This window comes from Flavonifractor sp. DFI.6.63 (assembly GCF_024462255.1).
GTDB classification, from domain to species: domain Bacteria; phylum Bacillota; class Clostridia; order Oscillospirales; family Oscillospiraceae; genus Lawsonibacter_A; species Lawsonibacter_A hominis.
In genome coordinates, this window is sequence record NZ_JANGBE010000023.1 from 38,759 (window position 1) to 59,255 (window position 20,497).

Here is a 20,497-nt window from a genome sequence, read left to right on the forward strand (position 1 = left end):
GTACTCCCCTTCCGTTATTCCACACTTTTCAGCGCGCCAAGCATGTCGATCTCCCGCATCTTCCGGCCGATCATCCAGTTGACCAGAAGGGCAAACAGCAGGGTCACCGCGCAGGAGAGCACGAAAGAAACCGGCCGGGTATTCACCTGCAGCGGCATATCGCTGAGCAGGGCGATGATGACGTAACTCAATCCGATGCCCATGGGGATACCCGCGCAGATGCCGCCCGCCGCGAAAATGATATTTTCGCTCAGCTGCAGGCGTTTGATCTCCTTGTCGTAAAAGCCCAGGACCATCAGGGTGGCCAGGCTGCGGATCTGCTCCAAAAAGCTCATGATCCCCAGGTTATAGATCACCACGCAGGCCAGGCTTCCTCCGAATACGATCAGGATATACGCCACCAGAGAAGCGCTGGAGAGCTGCTCTGCCGCGGCGTCCGTCACCGTCTCCCGGGTCTGCCAGCCATCCACGAAGTCGTAGCGGTCCAGTTCGGCGGCCAGGGCCGTCCGGTCCGCGGCGGCCGCATAGGCGGTGGTGGGCACATAGGGCCGCCCCAGGCTCCGCCAGAAGCCGCGCCCCACATAGGCTCCGGAGACGCCCCGCAGGATACGGGAGACTTTCATGGTGTAATAACGGGAATCACCGGTAAAGCGGACCGTCACCGTATCGCCTGTCGTCACATTCAGCTCGTCGGCCATGCTCTGGGACAGGACCGCCCCATCCTCCGGCAGGTTCAGGACCCCCTGAGCATAGGGATCGTACAGGTGCAGCCAGCTCTGGTCCTCGGCCACCGTCAGGGCGGCGGTGGTCATCCGTCCGGGGGCATAGAACCAACCGGCGGTGGTCATCTCAAATTCCGCCCCCTCCGTGTTGGCGGAGGCGGCCAGCCTGCGGTACTGCCCCTCCGTCACGCCGGCGCCCAGATCTACCATCAGGTCGTATTTGTTCTGATTGGAGGTCAGCGCTCCGGCATAGTGGGTCACGGCGTCCCGCAGGGCGAAGGCCGCCAGCACCAGGCCCATGCAGAAGGCGATCCCTACAACGCAGGTGAGCATCCGCGCCTTGTTGCGCAGGGCGTTGCGGATGATGTATTTCTGATTGAAGCCCAAGCGCCGCCAGAGGAAGGGCAGCTTCTCCAGCAGCACCGGCTTGGTGCTTTTGGGGGGCTGTGGGCGCATGCACTGGGCCGGACTCTCCTTCAATAAGGAGCGGGCCACGAAAAATGCGCTGCCCACGCAGCAGAGCACCGTCAGCGCCAGGGCCTGCCCCCAGGACCGGTAGTCGTTGGCCAGCCCATAGACAGGCAGGTCGCAGCCGGTGGACAGCGTCTCGACCAGCAGCCTGGCGATCAGCCCGTTGGGCGCCACGCCCAGCGGAAACCCCACCAAAACCACCAAAACGGCGTGGAGCAGGTAATACCACAAGATCGTCCGGTCGGAATAGCCCAAGGCCTTGAAGGTGCCGATGGCGGAGCGGCCGCTCTCGATCAGGCGGCTCATATTGCTGACCATCAGCAGCACCGCGCACAGGAAGAAGAGAATGGGAAACAGGCGAAGGATGGGTGTCAGATCCTCGGTCATGCCCCGCAGGCGGTCGGCCGCCAGGTTGTCCTCCCGGGCCAGGACGTTGACCACCTTGTCGCCCAGGCGTTCGTCGACGGCCCGCCGGAGCGCCGCGTCGTCGACCTCGTCCGAGGTCGTGATGCAGATCTGATTATAGCGATTGCTTCCCATCAGCCCGCTCAGAACGTCTTGGCTGCAATAGGCGAAGCCATAGCGCCCCAGCTCCGGCATCGGCGTGGTCGCATTGACGTGGTAAAGGCACTCCGGGCTTTTGACCAGCCCGCTGATCCGCAGACGCAGGACCTGGTCTGTGCCGGTCAGCAGCATCTCGTAGCTGTCCCCCACGGAAAGGCCGTTGGCGGCGGCAAAGACATCGCTGACCGCCATCTCCCTCTCGTCGGCCGGCAGTGCTCCGCCCACCAGGTAGGGCGTGTTGATCGCCCAATCCGCAACGGCATACACCAGCAGCTGCACATCCTCGTTGCCCCGCTCCTGGGCCTCCCAGGTAATGCGGGGCTGCACGCCGGCGACGCCGTCGATCTGTTCCAGCACCCGGCAGTCGCTCCGGTCCAAACCGGCGCCGGAGATCCAGTAGTCCGCCACGTTCTGCGTTTGGCCGTAGGCGGCGGTGACCTGCTGCACATGATACAAAACGCCGTTGAGCGCGGTATAGACCATCACGGCGATCATGGTAATGACCATGACCGAAATCAGGCGTGGGGCCGTCTGCCGCAGATCCCGCAGGAAGTTGCGCCAAATCATATCACCACTCCAATTCCTGCACCGGGACGGGAGCGGGGTTCTCCTCGTAGGACTCGATCCTGCCGCTTTTCATGCGGATGAGCACATCGGCCGTAGGAGCCAGCGCGCCGTTGTGGGTCACCACGATGACCGTCTTGCCGCTTTTTTTGCATAAGTCGTACAGCAGGGCCAGGATCGCCTTGCCGGTCTTGTAGTCCAGCGCGCCGGTGGGTTCGTCGCAGAGCAGGATGGCGGGATTTTTGGCCAGCGCCCGGGCGATGGCCCCACGCTGCTGCTCGCCGCCCGAGCACTGGGACGGGAAATTGGAGGAGCGCTCCCCCAGGCCCACCAGTTCCAGGGTCTCCTGGGCGTCCAGGGGATCTTTGCAGATCTGGCTGGCCAGCTCCACATTCTCCCGCATGGTCAGGTTGGGCATCAGGTTGTAAAACTGGAACACGAAGCCGATGCTGTTGCGCCGGTACTCCGCCAGCTGGCGCTTGTTGAACCGGGCGATATCCCGCCCGTTGATCCTCAGGCTGCCGGAGGTGGGGGAATCCATCCCGCCCAGCAGGTTCAGCACCGTGGATTTTCCCGCTCCGCTGGCCCCCAGGATCATGGTATAGGTGCCCTCCTGAATGGTAAAGCTGATATCGTCCACCGCCCGGATGACGTTTTTGCCCATAACATATTCGCGGGCCAAATGTTCCGCCTGAATGACCGCCATAACACACACCTCAGTCCAGAGCCCGTTCCAGGCCCTGCGGATATCTTTAGCATACAGACCAGACGTGCTTTTTTCAACCGACAGCTTAAAACCGCCTGACGGAAACACAACACTTTTTCAAAAAATGTTGTGTTGTAAATGAAAACAAAGCGTGAACAACTGGTGGGACCGCTCCAGGGACGGGCCAAGTGTCCTCAAACGGCGGCCGCTTTTTTCTCTTTACACTTCCTACAAAATTCGCTTGGCCGACTTTGTGATTAATTTGGCAAACACTCTAATGCATCTCCGGGTAGTTTATGATAGTCTTTTATACAGAAGAGAGCGGGAACAGGACCCCGGTTTCCGTCATATCGCCTTATTTGCTGTCCTGTTTTCCCCATTTCTTCCAAGAAGAAGAATATTTCAAGCAGAAGAAAGGAAGGTACGCACCGATGAAAAAGAAACTCTCTCTGGTTCTGAGCATCGCCCTGTCCCTGTCCCTGATCCTGTCCGCCTGCGGCGGAAACTCCGGAAGCTCCTCTGGAGGAACTCCCTCTACCACCGCTCCCGAGACCACCGCTCCTTCCACCACCGAACCCACCGGCGGCGACACCGAGATCACCGGCAGCTACACCATCCGCCTGGGCACGCCCACCGGCGGCAAGCATCAGCAGAACATGACCATGGAGGAGTTCAAGACCCGCATCGAAGAGGCCTCCGGCGGCGCCATCACGGTGGAGCTCTATCCCACCAGCCAGCTGGGCACCGCTCCCCAGATGATCGAGGGCGTGCAGAACGGCACCATTGAAGGCGTGCTCATCCCTTCCTCCTACTTTGCCTCCTACGCCCCTGCCATCGCCATTCTGGACCTGCCCTTCCTCTTTGACGCGGACGGCACTGCCGCTGCCCAGGCCCAGGCCATCCTCTCCGCCGGCACCAGCCTGGACGACTACCTGTACGACTATGGCTTCAAAGTGGGCGGCTGGCTGCTGGGCGGCAACTCCTATATCCTGTCCACCTTCCCCATTGAGAAGATGAGCGATCTGTCCGGCCACAAGATCTGGACCCTGCCCTCTCCCACCCTGCACAGCTCCCTGAACGCTTACGGCGCTTCCCCCGCCTCCCTGGATCCCGGCGACGTGGCTGTTGGCCTGCAGAACGGCACCGTGGACGGCGTGCTCAACGACTGCACCTTCTGGTATACCCAGGGCCTGTATGAGAGCGCCAAGAACATCAACCTCTGCCCCGCGGGCGCGTTCGTCAACTGCTTCTTCTTCAGCGCCGACTGGATGGACACCCTGCCCCAGAACGTACAGGACCTGATCCTGTCCACTGCCAAGGCCGTAGTCGCCGATTTCGAGGTGCCCTACATGACCCAGTACTCCGAGGAAGCCATGCAGGCCATGGTGGACGCGGGCGCCACCAAGAACGAGCCCAGCGACGAGCTGCTTGCCGAGATGAAGGCCGCCACCGAGTCTCTGCACGAAGACTTTAAGAACATCGATTCCGACTGTGCCGCCATCTACGACGAGTTCGTGGGACTCATCGCCAATTCCTGAGTTCGCTGCAACAGCCTCAACGGGCGGGGACGGCTGCGTCCCCGCCCTCTTAAAAGGAGAACAGGTTATGCAAGTGTGTGTTAAAATTACGCGCTATGTCCGTACGTTTTTGTTTTCGATTTCGGCGCTGCTGATTGCCGTGGCTACCGCCCTGGCCACCCTCAACGCCATCGTCCGCTTTGCCGGAAAAGGCTTTACCTGGTCTGAGGAGCTGTGCAGCTACTGCATCGTGCTCATGGTCTATCTGGCCATTCCCTATCTGGAGGGCGCCGGCGACCAGCTGTGTATCTCCGCCATTGATCTTTGGGTCAAGGGCAAGACCGGTCAGCGCATTCTCAACTACATCCGCGGAATTATCACCAGCGTGATTATGGTCGTGCTGGGCTACCATGGCCTGGACGTTATGATGAAAGCCTTCAAACGCAACCAGGTCACCTATGTGCTGCAGATGCCCAAAGGCGTCCTGTATGCGATCGCTATGATTTGTATCGTCGTCGCCCTGGTTGTCTGGGTGGTATTGATGCTTTGCAATAAGGGGGACTTCGACCATGACAATGCTTGAGATTCTGCTTCCGGTCCTGATCATTCTGATTGGACTGTCCCTGCTGAAGTGTCCCATCTACATCTCCATCCTCTGCTCGGCGATCTACCTGCAGATCTTTGTCAACCACATGTCCCTGACCAATGTATTTACCGGCTTCTTTGAGGCCATGACCAAGAATGCCCTGCTGGCCGTGCCCTTCTTCATGGTCGCCGGCAGCCTGATCGCCGCCAGCAGCCTGGGCACCCGGCTGATCAATGTATGTATCGAGACCCTGAAGAGCATCCGCGGCGGCCTGCCCATCGCCTGCGTCATTGCCAATGCGATTTTCGGCGCCATCTCCGGTTCCGGTCCGGCCGCGACCGCCACCTTCGGCAAGATCGTCCACAAGCCCCTCTCGGAGCGCCATGGCGAGAGCATGTCTCTGGGCATCATCACCTCTTCCGCCTGCCTGTCCACCATCATTCCGCCCAGCATCACCATGATCATCTACGGCGTAGCCACTGAGACCTCCATTACCAAGCTCTTCCTGGCCGGCATCCTGCCCGGCATCCTGATCGTGGTCATCGTCAGCGTCTACCTGATCATCATGTGCAAGCCCAGACCCGGTGTGGAGAAGGAGAAATTCTCCGCCCGCGCTTTTGGCAAAGCCCTGTGGAAGGGCCTTCCCGTGCTGGTGCTCCCCGTACTGGTCCTGGGCAGCGTCTACACCGGCATCTGCACCCCCACCGAATCCGGCGCCCTGGCCGCGGCCTATTCCTTCATCGTGGCGGTCTTCGGCACCCGTGACATCAAGTTCAAACAGCTGCTGCCCATCTTTAAGGATGCCGGGCGCACGACCGCCCAGGTCTTCCTGCTCATCGCCGGCAGCACGGTGTTCTCCCAGGCGGCCACCATCGCACAGCTTCCCGCCGCGGTCACCGAGGCCTTCGGCGGCATGGGACAGATCCAGTTCCTGCTGATGCTCAACGTGCTGCTGCTCATCGTGGGCTGCTTCTTCGATACCAGCGCCGCCATCCTCATCCTGGCGCCCATGCTGCTGCCCACCGCCGCCGCCCTGGGCATCCCCTCCCTGCACCTGGGCATGGTCTTCGTGGTCAACCTGGCCATCGGCCTGTTCACGCCCCCCTTCGGCCTGAACATCTTCGTGGCCCAGAGCGTGCTCAAGCGCCCCATGGGCCAGATCTCCAAGGCCTGTGTGCCCTATATCATCCTCTATATCGTCTCGGTCCTCATCATCACGTACGTCCCTGCCCTTTCCACCGCGCTGCCTGCTCTTCTGATGGGCGCTTGAATCTGATTCTGGAGTTCTGCATATGAAATTAATTGATTTTGAAAATCACTTTTACGACCAGTGCCTGATCGACGCGCTGGAATCCCGCACCGAGCCTCCCTATTACCGCAAAGACACCGACCTGATCACCTGGAGCGACGCGATCACCATGCCCCAGGGGCCTCTGCTGGAGAAGCTGCTTCAGGTGGGGGAAGAGCGGATCGCCCTGATGGATACGCTTGGCATCGACTGTGCCGTGCTCAGCTGCTCCCCCGGCGCCGAGCAGCTGGACCCGGCTGAGAGCGCGGCGATCTGCCGCCGGACCAACGACGTTCTCTACCAGCTGGTCCAGCGCTTCCCCGGCCGCTATCTGGGCAGCGCCATCCTGCCGGTGAAGGACGTGCCCGCCGCAGCGGCGGAACTGGAGCGCTGCGTGAAGGAGCTCGGCTTTGTGGCCTGGCACACCCACTCCAACTATGGCGAGACCGCCCCGGACGATCCCCGTTACCGCCCCATCTTCCAGAAGGCGGACGAGTTGGGAGTGTACGTCTACCTCCACCCCCAGCTGGCCAACGCCTCCCGGGTAGACGACTGCGGCTTCCCCGTGGCGGGCCCCGGCCTGGGCTTCACCATGGACACGGTCACCACTCTGACCCGCATGATCGTGGGCGGCCTGTTCGACGAGCTGCCCAACCTGAAGGTCATGCTGGGCCATCTCGGCGAGGCTCTGCCGTTCCTGCTGGACCGCATGGACAACCGCCTGAAGTTCCTGCCCAACCCCAAGGCCAAAAACAAGCAGGATTTCAGCGCCTACTTCCACCGCAATATTTACGTCACCACCAGCGGCAACATGTCCCCCGAGGCCTTCGAGTGTACCCGCCGGGTCCTGGGCCTGGATCGCATTCTCTTCGGCAGCGATTATCCCTTTGAGGACGCCTCCGATATGGTGGAATACGTAAAGAACCTCCCCCTGGGGGAACAGGAGCGTTCCATGCTCTACTATAAAAACGCGCAGGCTCTGGGCGTGCACGTATAATGCGTTTCTCCGCACGGCCGGCAGGATGCCCGGCCGCAACCGGGAGTTTTGCACTCTCTGAGCTTCGAAAAAAAGTCATGGGCAATTGCCGTCGCGCGCAATTGCCCATGACTTTTTCGTTTCCCTCCGCTTTCTCCCGGAAGGGCGGCCTTACAGCAGATCCATGACCTTGTACGACAGCAGCAGGCGCAGGCGGGTCTCCGGGTCGTTCAGGTCCACCCCCAGCTGCTCGGAGAGCCGCTCCACATGATAGATGACGTTATTCCGGTGCATGTGCAGCAGCTTGGCGGTATCCGTCGGCCTGCACTGGTTGATGAGATAGGTATACAGCAAATTTGCATAATCGGTGCTCTTCTGCTCATCCTGTTCGCGGATGGCCAGCAGCTGCTCGTCACACAGGCTGCGCAGCTGTACCTGTTCGGAACAGGCGGTGATCAGGTGATAGATGTAGCAGTCCCGATAGGCGAAGACCCTTCCGCCGCCGGTCTCCTCCACCAAAATTCCTTTCTGCTGGAGCGTCCTGCCGATCTCCACCGCTACCGTGGTCTGCACGTAGGCGTCGCTGACCAGCCGGATGGTACGGAACACCTCGCTCATGCCGCAGCGGGCCTTATGGTATTCCAGCAGCTCCCGCAGCAGATCAAACTGCCGCAGTTTGCGCTCCTCCGCGCCCAGATATTTGCTCTCACGGCTCATCAGGATCATGATGTAATCGCCGTAGATGAACGGCCGGGATTCCGGAAAGATCGCCAGCAGCTGGTCCAGCATGTAGTTCAGGGAAGTATTGTCCTCGTCTTCGAAAATGATCTTCAAAAGCTGATATTCGGCGTCCCGCTGAAGGCCCACGCACTTGATGCGCTCCTCGATGTCCTCCTCGTCCTTGATCTTATTCTCAATGAGCTCCACCAGCACGTATTCATACATATATTTGTTGATGCTTCCGGCGGAGTAGTGGTTATGCAGATAGTATTCCACGCTCTCCGCCAGAAGGGCGAACCGTTCCTCCAGGCTCTTGGAGGGGGCATGGGCGCTGCAGATCATCCGCAGGTAGGCATATGGGACGCCTTTGATGAAAAAGGTCTTCGTCATGGTCTGATACTGCGTCATCTGCGGCAGCGGAAAGGCGATGTCGATGACGCTGGCCCTCTTGATGCTGTCCACCTGACGGGTATTGGTCAGCCGCTCGATGGTCTGCTTGGTATGATAGCCCCGGCTGACCACCTCGTTATAGACCTCATCGTCGGTCTTGATATTTTTTGTGTAGGCCAGCAGCTTGAAGCTCAGGTCCACCAGGACGATGGGATTGCCGATGGCGCTCTCGCTCAGGTCCAGCAGCTCCTGCACGTCGTTGCTCTGGATCAGGGAGACGTGCATGTGCTGATGCCATTCCCGCAGGTCGGTGAACAGGCTTTGGACCGTGTTGAACACCTCCGCCAGGCCGATCCCCTCGTCCTCCAGCAGTACGATCCGTCTGCCCTGCAGCTTCTTTTTCAGCGCGGGCGCCATTTTGTGGATACACAAAAAGCAGCAGCCGCTCTCCGCCGCCTCCGCGGTAAGCTCACGGCTGGTACACATATAGATGTTCGACGTGGAAAGCGTCTCCTGCCCCAGCTCATACAGGCGCAGGCCGCTGAAGGAAAGCTGCTCCTCCTCCGAAAAAAAACGTTCCGGTCCATACTCTGCCAGACTGTCCAGGATCATGTTGATGGAGATCTCCAGCACCGCGATTCCCCCCGTTTTCCATACGTTTATTCTAATTTGTTATTATATCATCTTATCCTGTTGGAAAACAAGCCCCTGATCTTACCGCACCGGCACCTGCAGTTCGGTGACATATTCCGCTTCCCGGTTGGTGTCGTGGGCGTCGATCCGGTAGAGCTCCAGCGGCTCCCCGGCCGGCCGGCGGCCCGCCGCCGCCACCTGCGCGAGCAGCGTTTGATAATGCCGCTGCAGCGCGCCGTAGCCGCCCCGGTAAAAAAGGCGCGCGTACTCCCCCGCAGGCAGGACGCCGTCGCTGGGCAGGCCCGGTTCCGTAAGGAAAAAGACCCTGGAAAAGTGGTTGTACACGCCTTGTTTCAGGCTCTCGCCGTCCACCGCCGCCCCCATGCACTGGTCCCCTATGATCTTGATATAGTCCTGATGCCGGTGTTCCAGCTTTTTCAGCAGGAAGTCGATCTCCCCCTCCAGGATGATGTCCTCCTGCAAAAAGACGCAGGAACGTTCCTCCTCGTACAAAAACTCCACCCGCTCCGCTTCCACAGCGGCGTACCGCTCCAGCCGAGCCTGCCGGCGCCGGGCCTGCCGGCGGGTGCGCTCCAGCTCCTCCATCCGCCGCCGCAGCAGGCGCTCCTCCTCCTCCAGCAGGGCCAGGGTCTCCTCCACAGAGCGCCGCTCCAGATAGGTGCGGATGTCCTCCACCGTCATTCCAAGCTCCCGCAGGGAGCGGACGATGTTCAGGGTGATCACGTCCTGAATTCCGTACATGCGATAGCGGTTTTCTCCACGCGCGGGGTGAAGCAGTCCCTTCTCTTCATAATAACGCAGGGTATCCGGGCATAGGCCGAACAGCCCGGACAGCTCGTGGATGCGGTAAAATTCTTTCATCTTTTTTGCCTCCGCCTCTTGACTCTCGTATGATACGAGGGTTTATGATAGAAGGGAAATAAGGAGGTCATACCCTTGAATCTGATCAAACGTTTCTTCCAATTCGTGATCCCATCCATTGTGTCCATGTGGATTTTCTCCCTGTACACCATGGTGGACGGCATGTTCGTCTCCTGGGGCGTGGGGGAACACGCGCTGGCGGCCGTCAATCTGTCCATGCCCTTCACGTCGGTGATCTTTACGCTGGGCATCCTGCTGGCCACCGGTACATCCACCGTCATCTCCATCGCCCTGGGGCAGAAGGATCTGGAAAAGGCCCGAACCTATTTTAACCAGAACATCTGCGTAACGGCGGCGGTGAGTCTGATCCTCTCCCTGCTGGTGCTTTTCAATCTGGAGCGGGTGGCTCTGTTTCTGGGGGCCTATCCGGACACGCTGGAGTATGTGAAGCAGTACGTGGGCGTGATCGCCTGCTTCGCCGTATTCTTCACCGTATCCTACAACCTGGAGGTGCAGGTGAAAGCCAACGGCGCGCCCCAGGTGAGCACCATCGGCGTGCTCTCCTGCGCGCTGATGAACGTATTTCTGGACTGGCTCTTCGTCATGCGCCTGGGCTGGGGCGTTTGGGGCGCCGCGCTGGCCACGGGGCTGGCCCAGGTCACCTCTACCACCGTATTCGTGGTGTACTTTCTCACCCACCGGGAGCGTCTGCGCCTGGGCCGCTTCGTCCCTGAACTGCGGGCTTACCGGCGCATCCTCCCGCTGGGTCTCTCCGAAGGGCTCAGCGAGCTGTCCAACGGCATCGTCATCTTCCTGTTCAACCTGACCATCCTCCGCGTCATCGGGGAGGACGGCGTGATCAGCTACACCATCATCAGTTATGTGAACACCCTGGTGCTTATGACCATGATCGGTACCACCCAGGGCATCCAGCCTCTGGTCAGCTTCCACCTGGGGGCCGGGGAGCGGGACGTCTGCCACAAGCTGCTGCGCTGCGGCCTGGGGCTGATCGCGGTGTTTTCCGTCCTCTCCTTTGCCATCGGCCAGCTGGGCGCGCCCGCCGTCGTAGGGCTCTTCCTGCCCGGTGAGCGCGGCAGCGCGCTCTTCACATACTCGGTCCATGCCCTGCGGCAATACGCCTGGGTCTTCCTGGTGATGGGATTCAACGTGATCATGGCCGGCTTCTTTACTGCGGTCGAGCGGCCCTTCTTTTCCTTCCCCATCTCCTTCGGGCGGGGTCTGGTGCTGCTGTGCGCGTGCCTGGCGGTACTGCCCCGCCTGTTGGGGGAGGCAGGCGTGTGGCTCAGCCCCCTGGCCGCCGAGCTTTGCTGCCTGGTCCTGACCGGTCTGTTCGTCCTGTGCTACCTCCGCTCCCTGCGGCGGGAGACCGCCCGGGCCGTCCGGGATGCGGCCTGAGTCCCGGACATACCGCGGCGCGGAGCCCCCTGAACGGGGGCTCCGCGCCGTTTGGGTTCAAGGCGCTGCCAGATACCGCTCCAACGCCATGCCCACGCCCCCCGCACGGTTGGCGCCGGTGACATACCGTGCGGCGGCCTTGGCCGACGCCGCCCCGTTCTCCATGGCGAAGGACCACCGCGCCCAGCGCAGCAGCTCCAAATCGTTGTCCGCGTCGCCGAACGCCATGACCTGCTCCGCCGTTACCTCCAGGCGCCTGCACAGGGCCTGGACAGCCGCGGCCTTGTTGACGCCCCGGGCGGTCAGCTCCATATTGGTCCCGAAGGAGCCTGTGACGGCCAGGGGGCCGGTGGCCTCCAGCGCGGCTTGAAGCGCGGCGCGCTCTTCCGGCGGGACGTGAAAGATGTGGATCTTCTCCACACAGCGCCCCTCCAGGGCAGCGTTCAGATCCTCCGGGAAGCGGGAATACCGCCGCAGGACCGAGGCAAATTCCGGCGACAGCGCCCGCGCCAGCACCCGCCCGCTCCGGTCGGCCTGGATATAATTTTCTCCGTCGGCATAAACCTCAAACGGCACGTCCCGCGCCAGCAGCAGCTCGATCAGGCGCCGGCTCTGCGCCCGGGGCAGCCCCTTCCGCCAGAGCCATTCCCCGCTCGTCACATCCAGCACGGCAGCGCCGTTGGAGAGTACGGCATAGTGCAGCATGTCCAGCTGGGCCGCCACCTCGTGCAGAAGGTCCCAGGCCCGGCCGCTGGCGATGGCCACTGCTGCGCCGCGCTCCGCCGCCCGGCGCAGTGCAGCCACATTGCGCGCCGGCACGGTGGCATGGTCATCGTCCAGCAGGGTGCCGTCCATATCCAGGGCGATGAGCCGGATCTGTGTCACGGCTTCCGTTTCAGGGCCTGGCGCACCTGATCTGCAATACCGGCGGGGGTGAGCCCGTAGGCCTCCAGCACGGCCTGCGCCTTGCCGGAGCGGCCGAATTCGTCGTGAACGCCATGGCGCAGCACAGGCACCGGGCAGTGCTCCGCAAGGAATTCCGCCACAGCGGAGCCCAGGCCGCCGATGACGGTGTGTTCCTCGGCAGTGACGATGCAGCGGGTCTCCAGCGCGTCCTTCAGCACCAGCTCATAATCCAGCGGCTTGATGGTGTGCATGTCGACGACCCGGACCGACACGCCCTCCTCCGCCAGCGTCCGGGCGGCCTGCAGGGCCATCTGCACCATCATGCCGGTGGCGATCACCGTGGCGTCCGCTCCGTCCCGCAGTACCGCGCCCTTGCCCAACCGGAAGGAATAGCCGGGAATGGAATCGGTGACGCTCTCCACCGCCAGGCGGCCCAGGCGCAGATAGGCCGGGCCGTCATAGTCCAGCAGGGCCTTGACGGCCAGGCGCATCTCAGGGCCGTCGCAGGGGGAGAGCACCATCATGTTGGGGATGGCGCGCATGATGGCGTAATCCTCGATGCACTGATGCGTGGCGCCGTCCTCACCCACGGACAGGCCGCCGTGAGAGCCCACTACCTTTACATTCAGGCGGGGGTAGGCGATGGAGTTGCGCACCTGCTCAAACGCGCGTCCGGCGGCAAACATGGCAAATGTGTTGGTAAAGGGCTTCTTGCCGCAGGCGGCCAGGCCGGCGGCGATACCCGTCATATTGGCTTCGGCAATGCCGATGTTGAAAAAACGGTCGGGATGGGCCTTGGCAAAGCCCTTGGTCATGGTGGAACCGGACAGGTCGGCGTCCAGCACCACCAGCTCGGGATACTCCTCCGCCAGAGCCACCAGGGCCTCGCCGTAGGCGGCGCGGGTTGCGATCTTCTCACTCATGGCTTACTTCCCCTCCAGTTCCGCCAGCGTCGCGGCCAGCTCCGCATGGGCCTTTTCATACTGCTCGTCATTGGGCGCCTTGCCGTGCCAGCCCGCGTCGTTCTCCATGAAGGAGACGCCCTTGCCCTTGACGGTCCTGGCCAGGAGCACGGTGGGCTTCTCCCGGCACGCCGCCGCAGCCGCAAACGCGCGCTCCAGCGCGTCGAAATCGTGGCCGTCCACCGATTGTACGTTCCAGTTGAAGGCCTCAAACTTCTTGTCCAGAGGCTCGGAGGGCATCACATCGGCGGTCCTGCCGTCAATCTGAAGCCCGTTCACATCCACGATGGCGCACAGGTTGTCCAGCCGGAATTTGGCTGCGGCCATGGCGGCCTCCCAAACCTGGCCCTCCTCCAGCTCGCCGTCCCCCAGCAGGGCATACACCCGGTAATCCTTATGGTCCATCTTCCCCGCCAGCGCCATGCCCACGGCCGCCGACAGGCCCTGGCCCAGACTTCCGGTAGACATATCCACGCCCTTGACATGGTGCATCTCCGCATGGCCGGACATATGCCCGTCAATGCGGCGGAACATCTTCAGATCCTCCACCGGGAAGAAACCCCGCAGCGCCAGGGTGGGGTAGAGCCCCGGCGTACAGTGCCCCTTGGAGAGCACGAAGCGGTCCCGGTCCGGGTCGGCCGGATCGGCCGGGTCCACATGCATCACGTCTCCATACAGGAGCGTGAGGATATCCATGGCGGACAAGGAGCCGCCGATGTGGCCGGAGGCGGCGGCGTGCACCATATCCACCGCCAGCAGGCGGGCGTGGGCCGCAGTGACGGCCAGCGCTTGCTTTTTCGTCTGTTCCATCCGATTCACCTTTCCATTCCCCCGCTTCCGCCGCAGGCGCGCGGAAGCAGGCCGTATGATTCGCCCTTTAGTATAGCGCAGCAGAACGGGGGTTGCAACCGTCCAACCGCAAAAAACAGGGGCCTCGGCCCCTGTTTTTGCGGTTATTTCACATTCAGCGGATGCATCCACCGCCTGGAACGGTAGAACCAGTACCCCACCGGCACGGAACTGGCCACGGCCACCCCGCAGGCCACATAGACGCCCACCACACCAAACAAGTGATCCAGGATCAGCGCCAGGATGAGCCGCACCACGATACAATTGAGGAACGAGTTCCACATGATGAACATCGTGTGGCCCGATCCGGTCGCCAGCGTATTATAGGAGAACATGCCCGCGTAAAAGATCTGGCAGACAATCTCGATGCGCAGGTTGAGCACCGCCCACTGCTGAACCTGGGGATCCGGCGTAAAGATGGCGGCAAACCGGGGTGCGAAAAGCTCTGCCACGGCGATGATGACCCCCGCCATGATCAGGGTGATCCGCATGCAGGTCTTCATCACCTGCTCGGCCCGGTCATAGAGCTGCGCGCCCAGACATTGGGCGCACATGGTGCCCGCGCCGGTGCACATGGCGGTGACAAAGAGCTGGCAGAAATCCCGGATCTTGTTGGACACGCCGTTCCCGGCGGAAACGCTCACGCCGTACTGATTGATGAGCGCCACCACCACCAGCCAGGATACGCTGGCAATGGTCCATTGGACGGCCGTGGGAGTACCCAGCCTGAGGATGCGTCCCACCATCTCCCGGGTAGGCCGCAGGCAGCCTGGGGTAAGGCCCAGATCCGCCCGGTGCCGCAGCGCAAAGATCAGCGCGGTGAGGAAGGCGAGCCCCTGCGCAATGACGGTGGCGGCCGCCGCCCCCTCCACGCCCCAGCGGAAGAACGCGACAAAAAGGAGATCCAGCTCCACGTTGACGCTCACCGAGACGATGACACAGTACAAGGGGATCCGGGAGTTGCCCACCCCCCGGAGAATGGCCGACAGGGCGTTATACCCAAAGATAAAGAACAGGCCGAGGGCACAGATGTTGAAGTAGGCCGCGGCCTCCTCCAGCGCCGGCGCGCCCAGAAGGCGGAGGAACGGCCGGCCGATCAGCTCAAAAACACTGGCAAACAGAACGCCGGCACAGAGGCCCAGCGTGAACATGGAGCCGGAAGCCCTGCGCCGCCGCGTCTCGTCTCCCTGGCCAAAAAACTGGCCCACCAGGATATTGCCGCCCACGGTCAGTCCGATGGCCACCTGCGTGAGCATGTTCATGATAATGCTGGCGTTGTTGATGGCGGAAATCCCCGCGTCCCCGATAAAGTGTCCGGCGATGATGAAGTCCGTAATACTGTAGAGGGCCTGCAGCAGACTGGACGCTACCAGCGGCAGCGCATAGCGGATCAGCTTCCGGGTCACGCTGCCCTGGGTCAGGTCGTTCTGTATGGCGGGCATGACGCACCTCCTAATTTTGATTCCTGTTTCCTGTAGTATAGTACTGTCCGGCGGCGATTTCCGCAATCCCTACCTTTTGGTCAGTGACTGACCAAAAGGTACCCGGACGCAAAACAGAGGCCGGATACCGGCCTCTGCGAGACGGTCGAAAGGCGGCAAAGCCTCTGTTCGGCAAGGCTTCGGCCCACCGCGCACACGAGGGGGGCCGCCAAAGGCAGCCGTTCGCGTACGCGTGGGCCGAAGGGCAGCTTCTCCGACGCACGTGCCGCTGGAGAAGCTATAGTTCCATTTTTTGCGCCTGCCTGCGCCCGCAGGTTCGCTTAGCGATCTTCCCCGGAGGCCTGTCCTACCTCCCCGCTGCTTTGATGCTCAATATCCGGCCAAAAGTTGTTGGCCTCCATGATGTCGCGCAGGGCGTCCACGTATTTGCCGGACTTATGCACCGTAAAGGCGTTTGCATCGATGGGGATCTCCAGGTCGTTCATGCGGCGGATACTCCAGATATACAGGATGTCCAGCGCGGGGATCAGCTGTTCGCCGCTGGGCGTGAGCACATACTCCACCTTGGGGGGCACCGTATCGTAGGAGATGCGGCGGATCAGACCCGATTCCACCAGTTCTCGCAGCTGCTGGCTGAAGACCTTTTCCGAAATGGGCAGGATCTTCAACGTTTGGTTGAAGCGGATGCTGCCGTGTGTGTAGATCTCGTGGAGTATGGTCATTTTCCACTTCCCGCCGATGCAGTGCAGCACATAGTGATAAGGATTGGTGGGCTGATCAAAATGATCGGCGCGCATGGCGTTCACCTCTTACTACATTTAAATAAATAAATCTTGTTTTTACTATAACACACCTGTGCTTTCCTCACAAGTACAAAAACAAGTTTCAGACTTCTTTTACCAAAAATTTTGCACCGTTTCTGTGCAATTCCGACAAACTGCCGGAGTTGCCCCTTAGCCTGCCGTCATCTTGTTTAAATTTTAACAGGTCATTTTAGACGTTTTCCACAACCGAAAGATACTTACCATTTGGTGGGTGCAAACTTCCAGGTTATCTACTTACGTAATTGTATGTGTTGCACAAATTTTTGTTTTTCGCTATACTACGGCTAGATGAGGATGTCAAATCCCTCATATGCAGCGTTTCCAAAAATTTTATTATAAAGGAGCGGTTTTATCATGGTCAAGCGTACTGTTGCAGATTTGAAGCCTTACAACGCCCCCGGTCATTTCAACATGGTCGCCATGCGGATCCACGGCAAGGAAGAGACCGGAGCCGAAAAGTTCTGGATCGGTGTTTCCACCTTCCTGCCCGGCGGCGGCGCTGAGTGGGCCTATGAGGACAACCCGCTGGAGAAGGTCTACTACATCCTTGAGGGCGAGATGACCGTGACCGACAAGGACGGCAAGAAGTACGTTCTGCACAAGGACGAGTCCATCTCCTTCCCCCCCAACGAGGGCCGCGGCCTGATGAACGAGAGCAATCTCCCCGCCCGCATGCTGGTCATCATCAACTATCCCAACGCCTGATCGTCCGTATCTTCGAGCTGAATAAAGGAGGAAGCGAACTATGGTTCCCATTAAGAAGGATTTTGTTGAGAATATGTTCTCCGTCAAGGGCAAGGTCGCCCTGGTCACCGGCGCTACCGGCGCTCTGGGCTGCGTTCTGGCAAAGGCTTACGGCTACGCCGGCGCCAAGGTCTTTATGACCGGCCGCAACGACGCCAAGCTGAAGGCTCTGGAAGAGGAGTTCAAGGCCGAGGGGATCGACTGCGCCTACTATGTGGCCGACCCCGCCGTCGAGGAGCAGGTGGACGCGCTGGTCAAGGCCTGCGTGGCCCAGTACGGCTGCATCGACATTCTGGCCGTGGCTCACGGCTACAACAAGCCCCAGAACGTCCTGGAGCAGTCCGTGGCCGACTGGCAGAAGATCATGGACGCCGACTGCAAGAGCGTCTACATCGTCACCAAGTACGTCGCCCATCAGATGGTGGCCCAGTACGAGGCCGACAACACCAAGCGCAGCAAGATGGTCATCGTGACCTCCCAGCGCTCCAAGCGCGGCATGGCCGGCTACACCGGCTACTGCACCTCCAAGGGCGGCGCCGACCTGATGGTCTCCTGCCTGGCCTGCGATCTGAGCGCCAAATACCACATCAACGTCAACTCCATCTGCCCCACTGTGTTCCGCAGCGACCTGACCGAGTGGATGTTCGATCCCGAGTCCGCCGTGTACAAGAACTTCCTGAATCGTGAGCCCATCGGCCGTCTGGGCGAGCCCGATGACTTCGTGGGTTACTCCCTGTTCCTCTCCTCCGACGCTTCCAACTTCATCACCGGCAGCAACTGCGACTGCTCCGGCGGCTATCTGACCGTCTGATCCCATTTCCTCTGGAAGGAACAGCAGGCAGAATGGTTTCTGCACAGCCTTTTGATGGGAAGGAAGACGTGAAACATATGAAGAACATCAAACATATCCTGATCTGCGGTGCGGGCATGATGGGCAAGAACATCGGATATGTCTTTGCCTCCAACCCCGACTTTCAGGTCGGCCTGTACGATCTGTACCCCACCGACGTAGAGGCCGGCATCCGCACCAATACCAAGCAGCTGCTGGATAAGGGCGTCATTACCGAGCAGGAGCTGAGCGACCGGCTCTCCCGTATCAGCTTCACCACCGATATGGACAGTGATCTGGTCAAGAACGCCGACTTCGTGATTGAGGCCGTGTTTGAGGACATGAAGATCAAGCGCGAGACCTTCGCCAAGCTGGAGGCGCGCTGCCGTCCCGACACCATCTTCTGCACCAACTCCTCCGTCATGAGCCCCAGCGAGATCTCCGCCGAGCTCAAGCATCGGGAGCGCTTCGTGGGCACTCATTTCTGGAACCCCGGCCACCTGATCCCCCTGGTGGAGGTGGTCAAGTCCGACGCCTCCTCCGACGAGGTGGCGCAGACCGTGATGGAGGTCCTTTTTTCCGTGGGCAAGGAGCCCGTCCTGTGCAAGAAGGACGTGCCCGGCTTCATCGCCAACCGGATGCAGCATGCCCTGTGGCGTGAGGCCATCTCCATCGTGGAGCGCGGCATCGCCGACGCTGCCACCGTGGACAAAGCCGTCAAATACGCCTTTGGCCTGCGGCTGCCCCAGTTGGGCCCCATGGAAAACGCCGACATGGTCGGCACCGACCTGACCTACAATATCCACGACTATATCCTCAAGGATCTGGAGGACTCCCACGAGCCCTCCCCCCTGCTCAAGCAGCTGCGGGACGAGGGTAAGATCGGCTTTAAGACCGGCGAGGGCTTCCAGAAGTGGACGCCGGAGCAGGTAGCCAAATCCAACGCCGATCTGAACGAGTATCTGATCAAAATGCTCTACGGCAAGTAAGCGCGTAAAACGGTTTAAGCTGTGCCGCGCAGGCGCGCCCGCCCGAGGGTCCTCCCTGTCCCCCTGGGCACTCACCGTGTGTCCTGCCGCGCATTCTTTGAAGTTCGCCTGCCGCAAAGCGGCAGAATCCCGTGTGGCTCTTGATGGGCCTACACCATGCATTTTAAGGAGGAACTACTTATGGGCAAGAAAGTTTATGTTGACCTGACCCACCCCTTCAGCGCTGAGATCCCCCGCTGGCCCTACTTTGACAAGCCCGAGATCACCAACGCCCACACCATGGCCAAGGGCGGCGTTCTGACCTCCAAGATCACCTGCACCATGCACACCGGCACCCACTGCGACGCGCCCCGCCACGTCATGGAGTATGAGTTCGACGGCAAGCGCGCCCGCTACACCCACGAGATGCCCATCGACGCTTACACCGGCGAGGCCGTTGTGCTGAAGCTGGACGTGGAGCCCTGGACCCTGATCACCGACAAGCACCTGGACGAGGCCTGCAAAAAGTGTGGCCTGAACCCCGCCGACCTGAAGGGCAAGGTCCTGTGCCTGAACACCGGCATGCACCGCCTGTTCGACGACTCCAAGGCCTACTATCATTACTCCATCGGCACCGGCATCGACGCCGGCAAGTGGTTCGTCAAGCACGGCGTGAAGTGCGTGGCGATGGACAGCCAGGCTCTGGATCACCCCCTGCACACCGCTATGGGCAACAACGGCATGACCCGTATGAACCTGCTGGGCGCCACCGGCAAGCCCATCACCGAGGAGTACAAGGAGCTGTTCGGTGAAGAGGCCTATGCCGAGTTCGATAAGTTCGAGTACATCCGCATCCACGGCCAGGCCGCCTATGACGAGAAGTTCGGCGAACTGGAAAACCTGGGCGTTTGGGGCACTTGGGAGCCCTGCCACAAGGAGATGCTGGGCCACGGCATCGTGGGCGTGGAGAATCTGGGCGGCGACCTGGACAAGATCCCCGCCGGCAAGGTGTTCCAGTTCTTCTGCTTCCCCCTGCGCTGGTACATGGGCGACGGCGCCATGTCCCGCTGCGTCGCTCTGATCGACGAGGACGAGATCGACAAGAGCGTGGCTGACCGCACCTACAAGTACGGCGGTACCGGCTACGCCGACGAGTCCGGCCACGGCGGCAGCGGCCTGGAGTACATGCAGAAGCTGTTCAACCGCAACAAGTAAGAAATCCACACCGTAAAGCGGCGAGCGTCAGCCCGCCGCTTTACGTGGTATCTTCCATCTATCATTCACGAGAGGATGCATCAAAATGGCTGATCTGAAGAACAAGACGATCATTACCGTCGCCACGACCGGCGCTTGGCCCACCAAGGCCAATAACCCCAATGTCCCCATGACGCCCGAGGAGATCGCCGAGGATGTGTACGCCTGCTGGAAGGCGGGCGCCGCGGTCGCCCACCTGCACATGCGCGACGACGAGGGCAAGGGCACCATGGACAAGGACCGCTTTGCCAAGACGGTGGAGCTGCTCCGCGCCAACCACCCCG

At 60.9% G+C, this 20,497-nt stretch carries 19 protein-coding genes; 10 read left to right on the forward strand and 9 right to left on the reverse strand.

Annotated elements, in window-relative coordinates:
- Window positions 1-14 precede the first annotated feature (14 nt).
- Together NE547_RS12250 and NE547_RS12255 are read right to left on the reverse strand one after the other, a co-directional pair.
- Window positions 15-2,324: an ABC transporter permease gene (locus NE547_RS12250; RefSeq protein WP_186908534.1), complete on the reverse strand. Its 2,310-nt coding sequence runs from the start codon at window positions 2,322-2,324 to the stop codon at window positions 15-17.
- Between the two features lies 1 nt (window position 2,325).
- Window positions 2,326-3,027, reverse strand: coding sequence for an ABC transporter ATP-binding protein (locus tag NE547_RS12255; protein ID WP_186908533.1), 702 nt, complete (start codon window positions 3,025-3,027; stop codon window positions 2,326-2,328).
- Between the two features lie 431 nt (window positions 3,028-3,458).
- Here NE547_RS12255 and NE547_RS12260 point away from each other — a divergent pair, with 431 nt between their 5' ends.
- The 4 genes from NE547_RS12260 to NE547_RS12275 all read left to right on the forward strand — a co-directional run bounded on the left by NE547_RS12260 (window position 3,459) and on the right by NE547_RS12275 (window position 7,415).
- Window positions 3,459-4,565 carry a TRAP transporter substrate-binding protein gene (locus NE547_RS12260; RefSeq protein WP_186908532.1) on the forward strand — a complete coding sequence of 369 codons (1,107 nt, stop codon included), beginning with the start codon at window positions 3,459-3,461 and terminating at the stop codon, window positions 4,563-4,565.
- A gap of 67 nt (window positions 4,566-4,632) precedes the next feature.
- Window positions 4,633-5,127, forward strand: coding sequence for a TRAP transporter small permease (locus NE547_RS12265; protein WP_186908531.1), 495 nt, complete (start codon window positions 4,633-4,635; stop codon window positions 5,125-5,127).
- Window positions 5,114-6,400, forward strand: coding sequence for a TRAP transporter large permease (locus NE547_RS12270; RefSeq protein WP_186908530.1), 1,287 nt, complete (start codon window positions 5,114-5,116; stop codon window positions 6,398-6,400). The genes NE547_RS12265 and NE547_RS12270 overlap by 14 nt, the downstream gene beginning before the upstream one ends.
- A gap of 22 nt (window positions 6,401-6,422) precedes the next feature.
- Window positions 6,423-7,415 carry an amidohydrolase family protein gene (locus NE547_RS12275; RefSeq protein WP_256176062.1) on the forward strand — a complete coding sequence of 331 codons (993 nt, stop codon included), beginning with the start codon at window positions 6,423-6,425 and terminating at the stop codon, window positions 7,413-7,415.
- A 150-nt stretch (window positions 7,416-7,565) separates the two neighbouring features.
- Here the strand turns inward: NE547_RS12275 and NE547_RS12280 are convergent, their stop codons facing one another.
- Entirely contained in the window at window positions 7,566-9,137 is a 1,572-nt protein-coding gene (locus NE547_RS12280) for a CdaR family transcriptional regulator (protein ID WP_186908528.1), read from the reverse strand.
- Window positions 9,138-9,218: 81 nt separating this feature from the next.
- Window positions 9,219-10,019 carry a MerR family transcriptional regulator gene (locus NE547_RS12285; protein WP_186908527.1) on the reverse strand — a complete coding sequence of 267 codons (801 nt, stop codon included), beginning with the start codon at window positions 10,017-10,019 and terminating at the stop codon, window positions 9,219-9,221.
- Between the two features lie 75 nt (window positions 10,020-10,094).
- Here NE547_RS12285 and NE547_RS12290 point away from each other — a divergent pair, with 75 nt between their 5' ends.
- A complete protein-coding gene (locus NE547_RS12290) occupies window positions 10,095-11,435 on the forward strand; it encodes an MATE family efflux transporter (protein WP_256176063.1) in 1,341 nt (446 codons plus the stop codon).
- Between the two features lie 57 nt (window positions 11,436-11,492).
- On the opposite strand, the gene NE547_RS12295 is transcribed toward NE547_RS12290, so the two are convergent.
- The 5 genes from NE547_RS12295 to NE547_RS12315 form a co-directional block, all read right to left on the reverse strand.
- Window positions 11,493-12,320, reverse strand: coding sequence for an HAD family hydrolase (locus NE547_RS12295; protein ID WP_186908526.1), 828 nt, complete (start codon window positions 12,318-12,320; stop codon window positions 11,493-11,495).
- On the reverse strand, window positions 12,317-13,264 hold the full coding sequence (locus tag NE547_RS12300) for a transketolase family protein (protein WP_256176064.1): 948 nt from the start codon (window positions 13,262-13,264) through the stop codon (window positions 12,317-12,319). Before NE547_RS12300 ends, NE547_RS12295 begins: the two co-directional genes overlap by 4 nt.
- Before the next feature lie 3 nt (window positions 13,265-13,267).
- Window positions 13,268-14,113: a transketolase gene (locus tag NE547_RS12305; RefSeq protein WP_186908524.1), complete on the reverse strand. Its 846-nt coding sequence runs from the start codon at window positions 14,111-14,113 to the stop codon at window positions 13,268-13,270.
- A gap of 143 nt (window positions 14,114-14,256) precedes the next feature.
- Complete coding sequence (locus NE547_RS12310; RefSeq protein WP_256176065.1) at window positions 14,257-15,594, reverse strand: MATE family efflux transporter; 1,338 nt, start codon at window positions 15,592-15,594, stop codon at window positions 14,257-14,259.
- 320 nt (window positions 15,595-15,914) lie between these two features.
- Complete coding sequence (locus NE547_RS12315; protein ID WP_186908522.1) at window positions 15,915-16,391, reverse strand: helix-turn-helix domain-containing protein; 477 nt, start codon at window positions 16,389-16,391, stop codon at window positions 15,915-15,917.
- 381 nt (window positions 16,392-16,772) lie between these two features.
- Here NE547_RS12315 and NE547_RS12320 point away from each other — a divergent pair, with 381 nt between their 5' ends.
- The 5 genes from NE547_RS12320 to NE547_RS12340 form a co-directional block, all read left to right on the forward strand.
- Complete coding sequence (locus NE547_RS12320) at window positions 16,773-17,123, forward strand: cupin domain-containing protein (RefSeq protein WP_186908521.1); 351 nt, start codon at window positions 16,773-16,775, stop codon at window positions 17,121-17,123.
- Window positions 17,124-17,163: 40 nt separating this feature from the next.
- Window positions 17,164-17,973, forward strand: a complete 810-nt coding sequence (locus NE547_RS12325; protein WP_186908520.1) for an SDR family NAD(P)-dependent oxidoreductase — start codon at window positions 17,164-17,166, stop codon at window positions 17,971-17,973.
- A 77-nt stretch (window positions 17,974-18,050) separates the two neighbouring features.
- On the forward strand, window positions 18,051-18,980 hold the full coding sequence (locus NE547_RS12330) for a 3-hydroxyacyl-CoA dehydrogenase family protein (RefSeq protein WP_186908519.1): 930 nt from the start codon (window positions 18,051-18,053) through the stop codon (window positions 18,978-18,980).
- 180 nt (window positions 18,981-19,160) lie between these two features.
- Window positions 19,161-20,174 carry a cyclase family protein gene (locus NE547_RS12335; RefSeq protein ID WP_186908518.1) on the forward strand — a complete coding sequence of 338 codons (1,014 nt, stop codon included), beginning with the start codon at window positions 19,161-19,163 and terminating at the stop codon, window positions 20,172-20,174.
- A gap of 85 nt (window positions 20,175-20,259) precedes the next feature.
- Window positions 20,260-20,497: 3-keto-5-aminohexanoate cleavage protein (locus NE547_RS12340; RefSeq protein WP_256176066.1), on the forward strand; the 238-nt coding region annotated here is incomplete at its 3' end.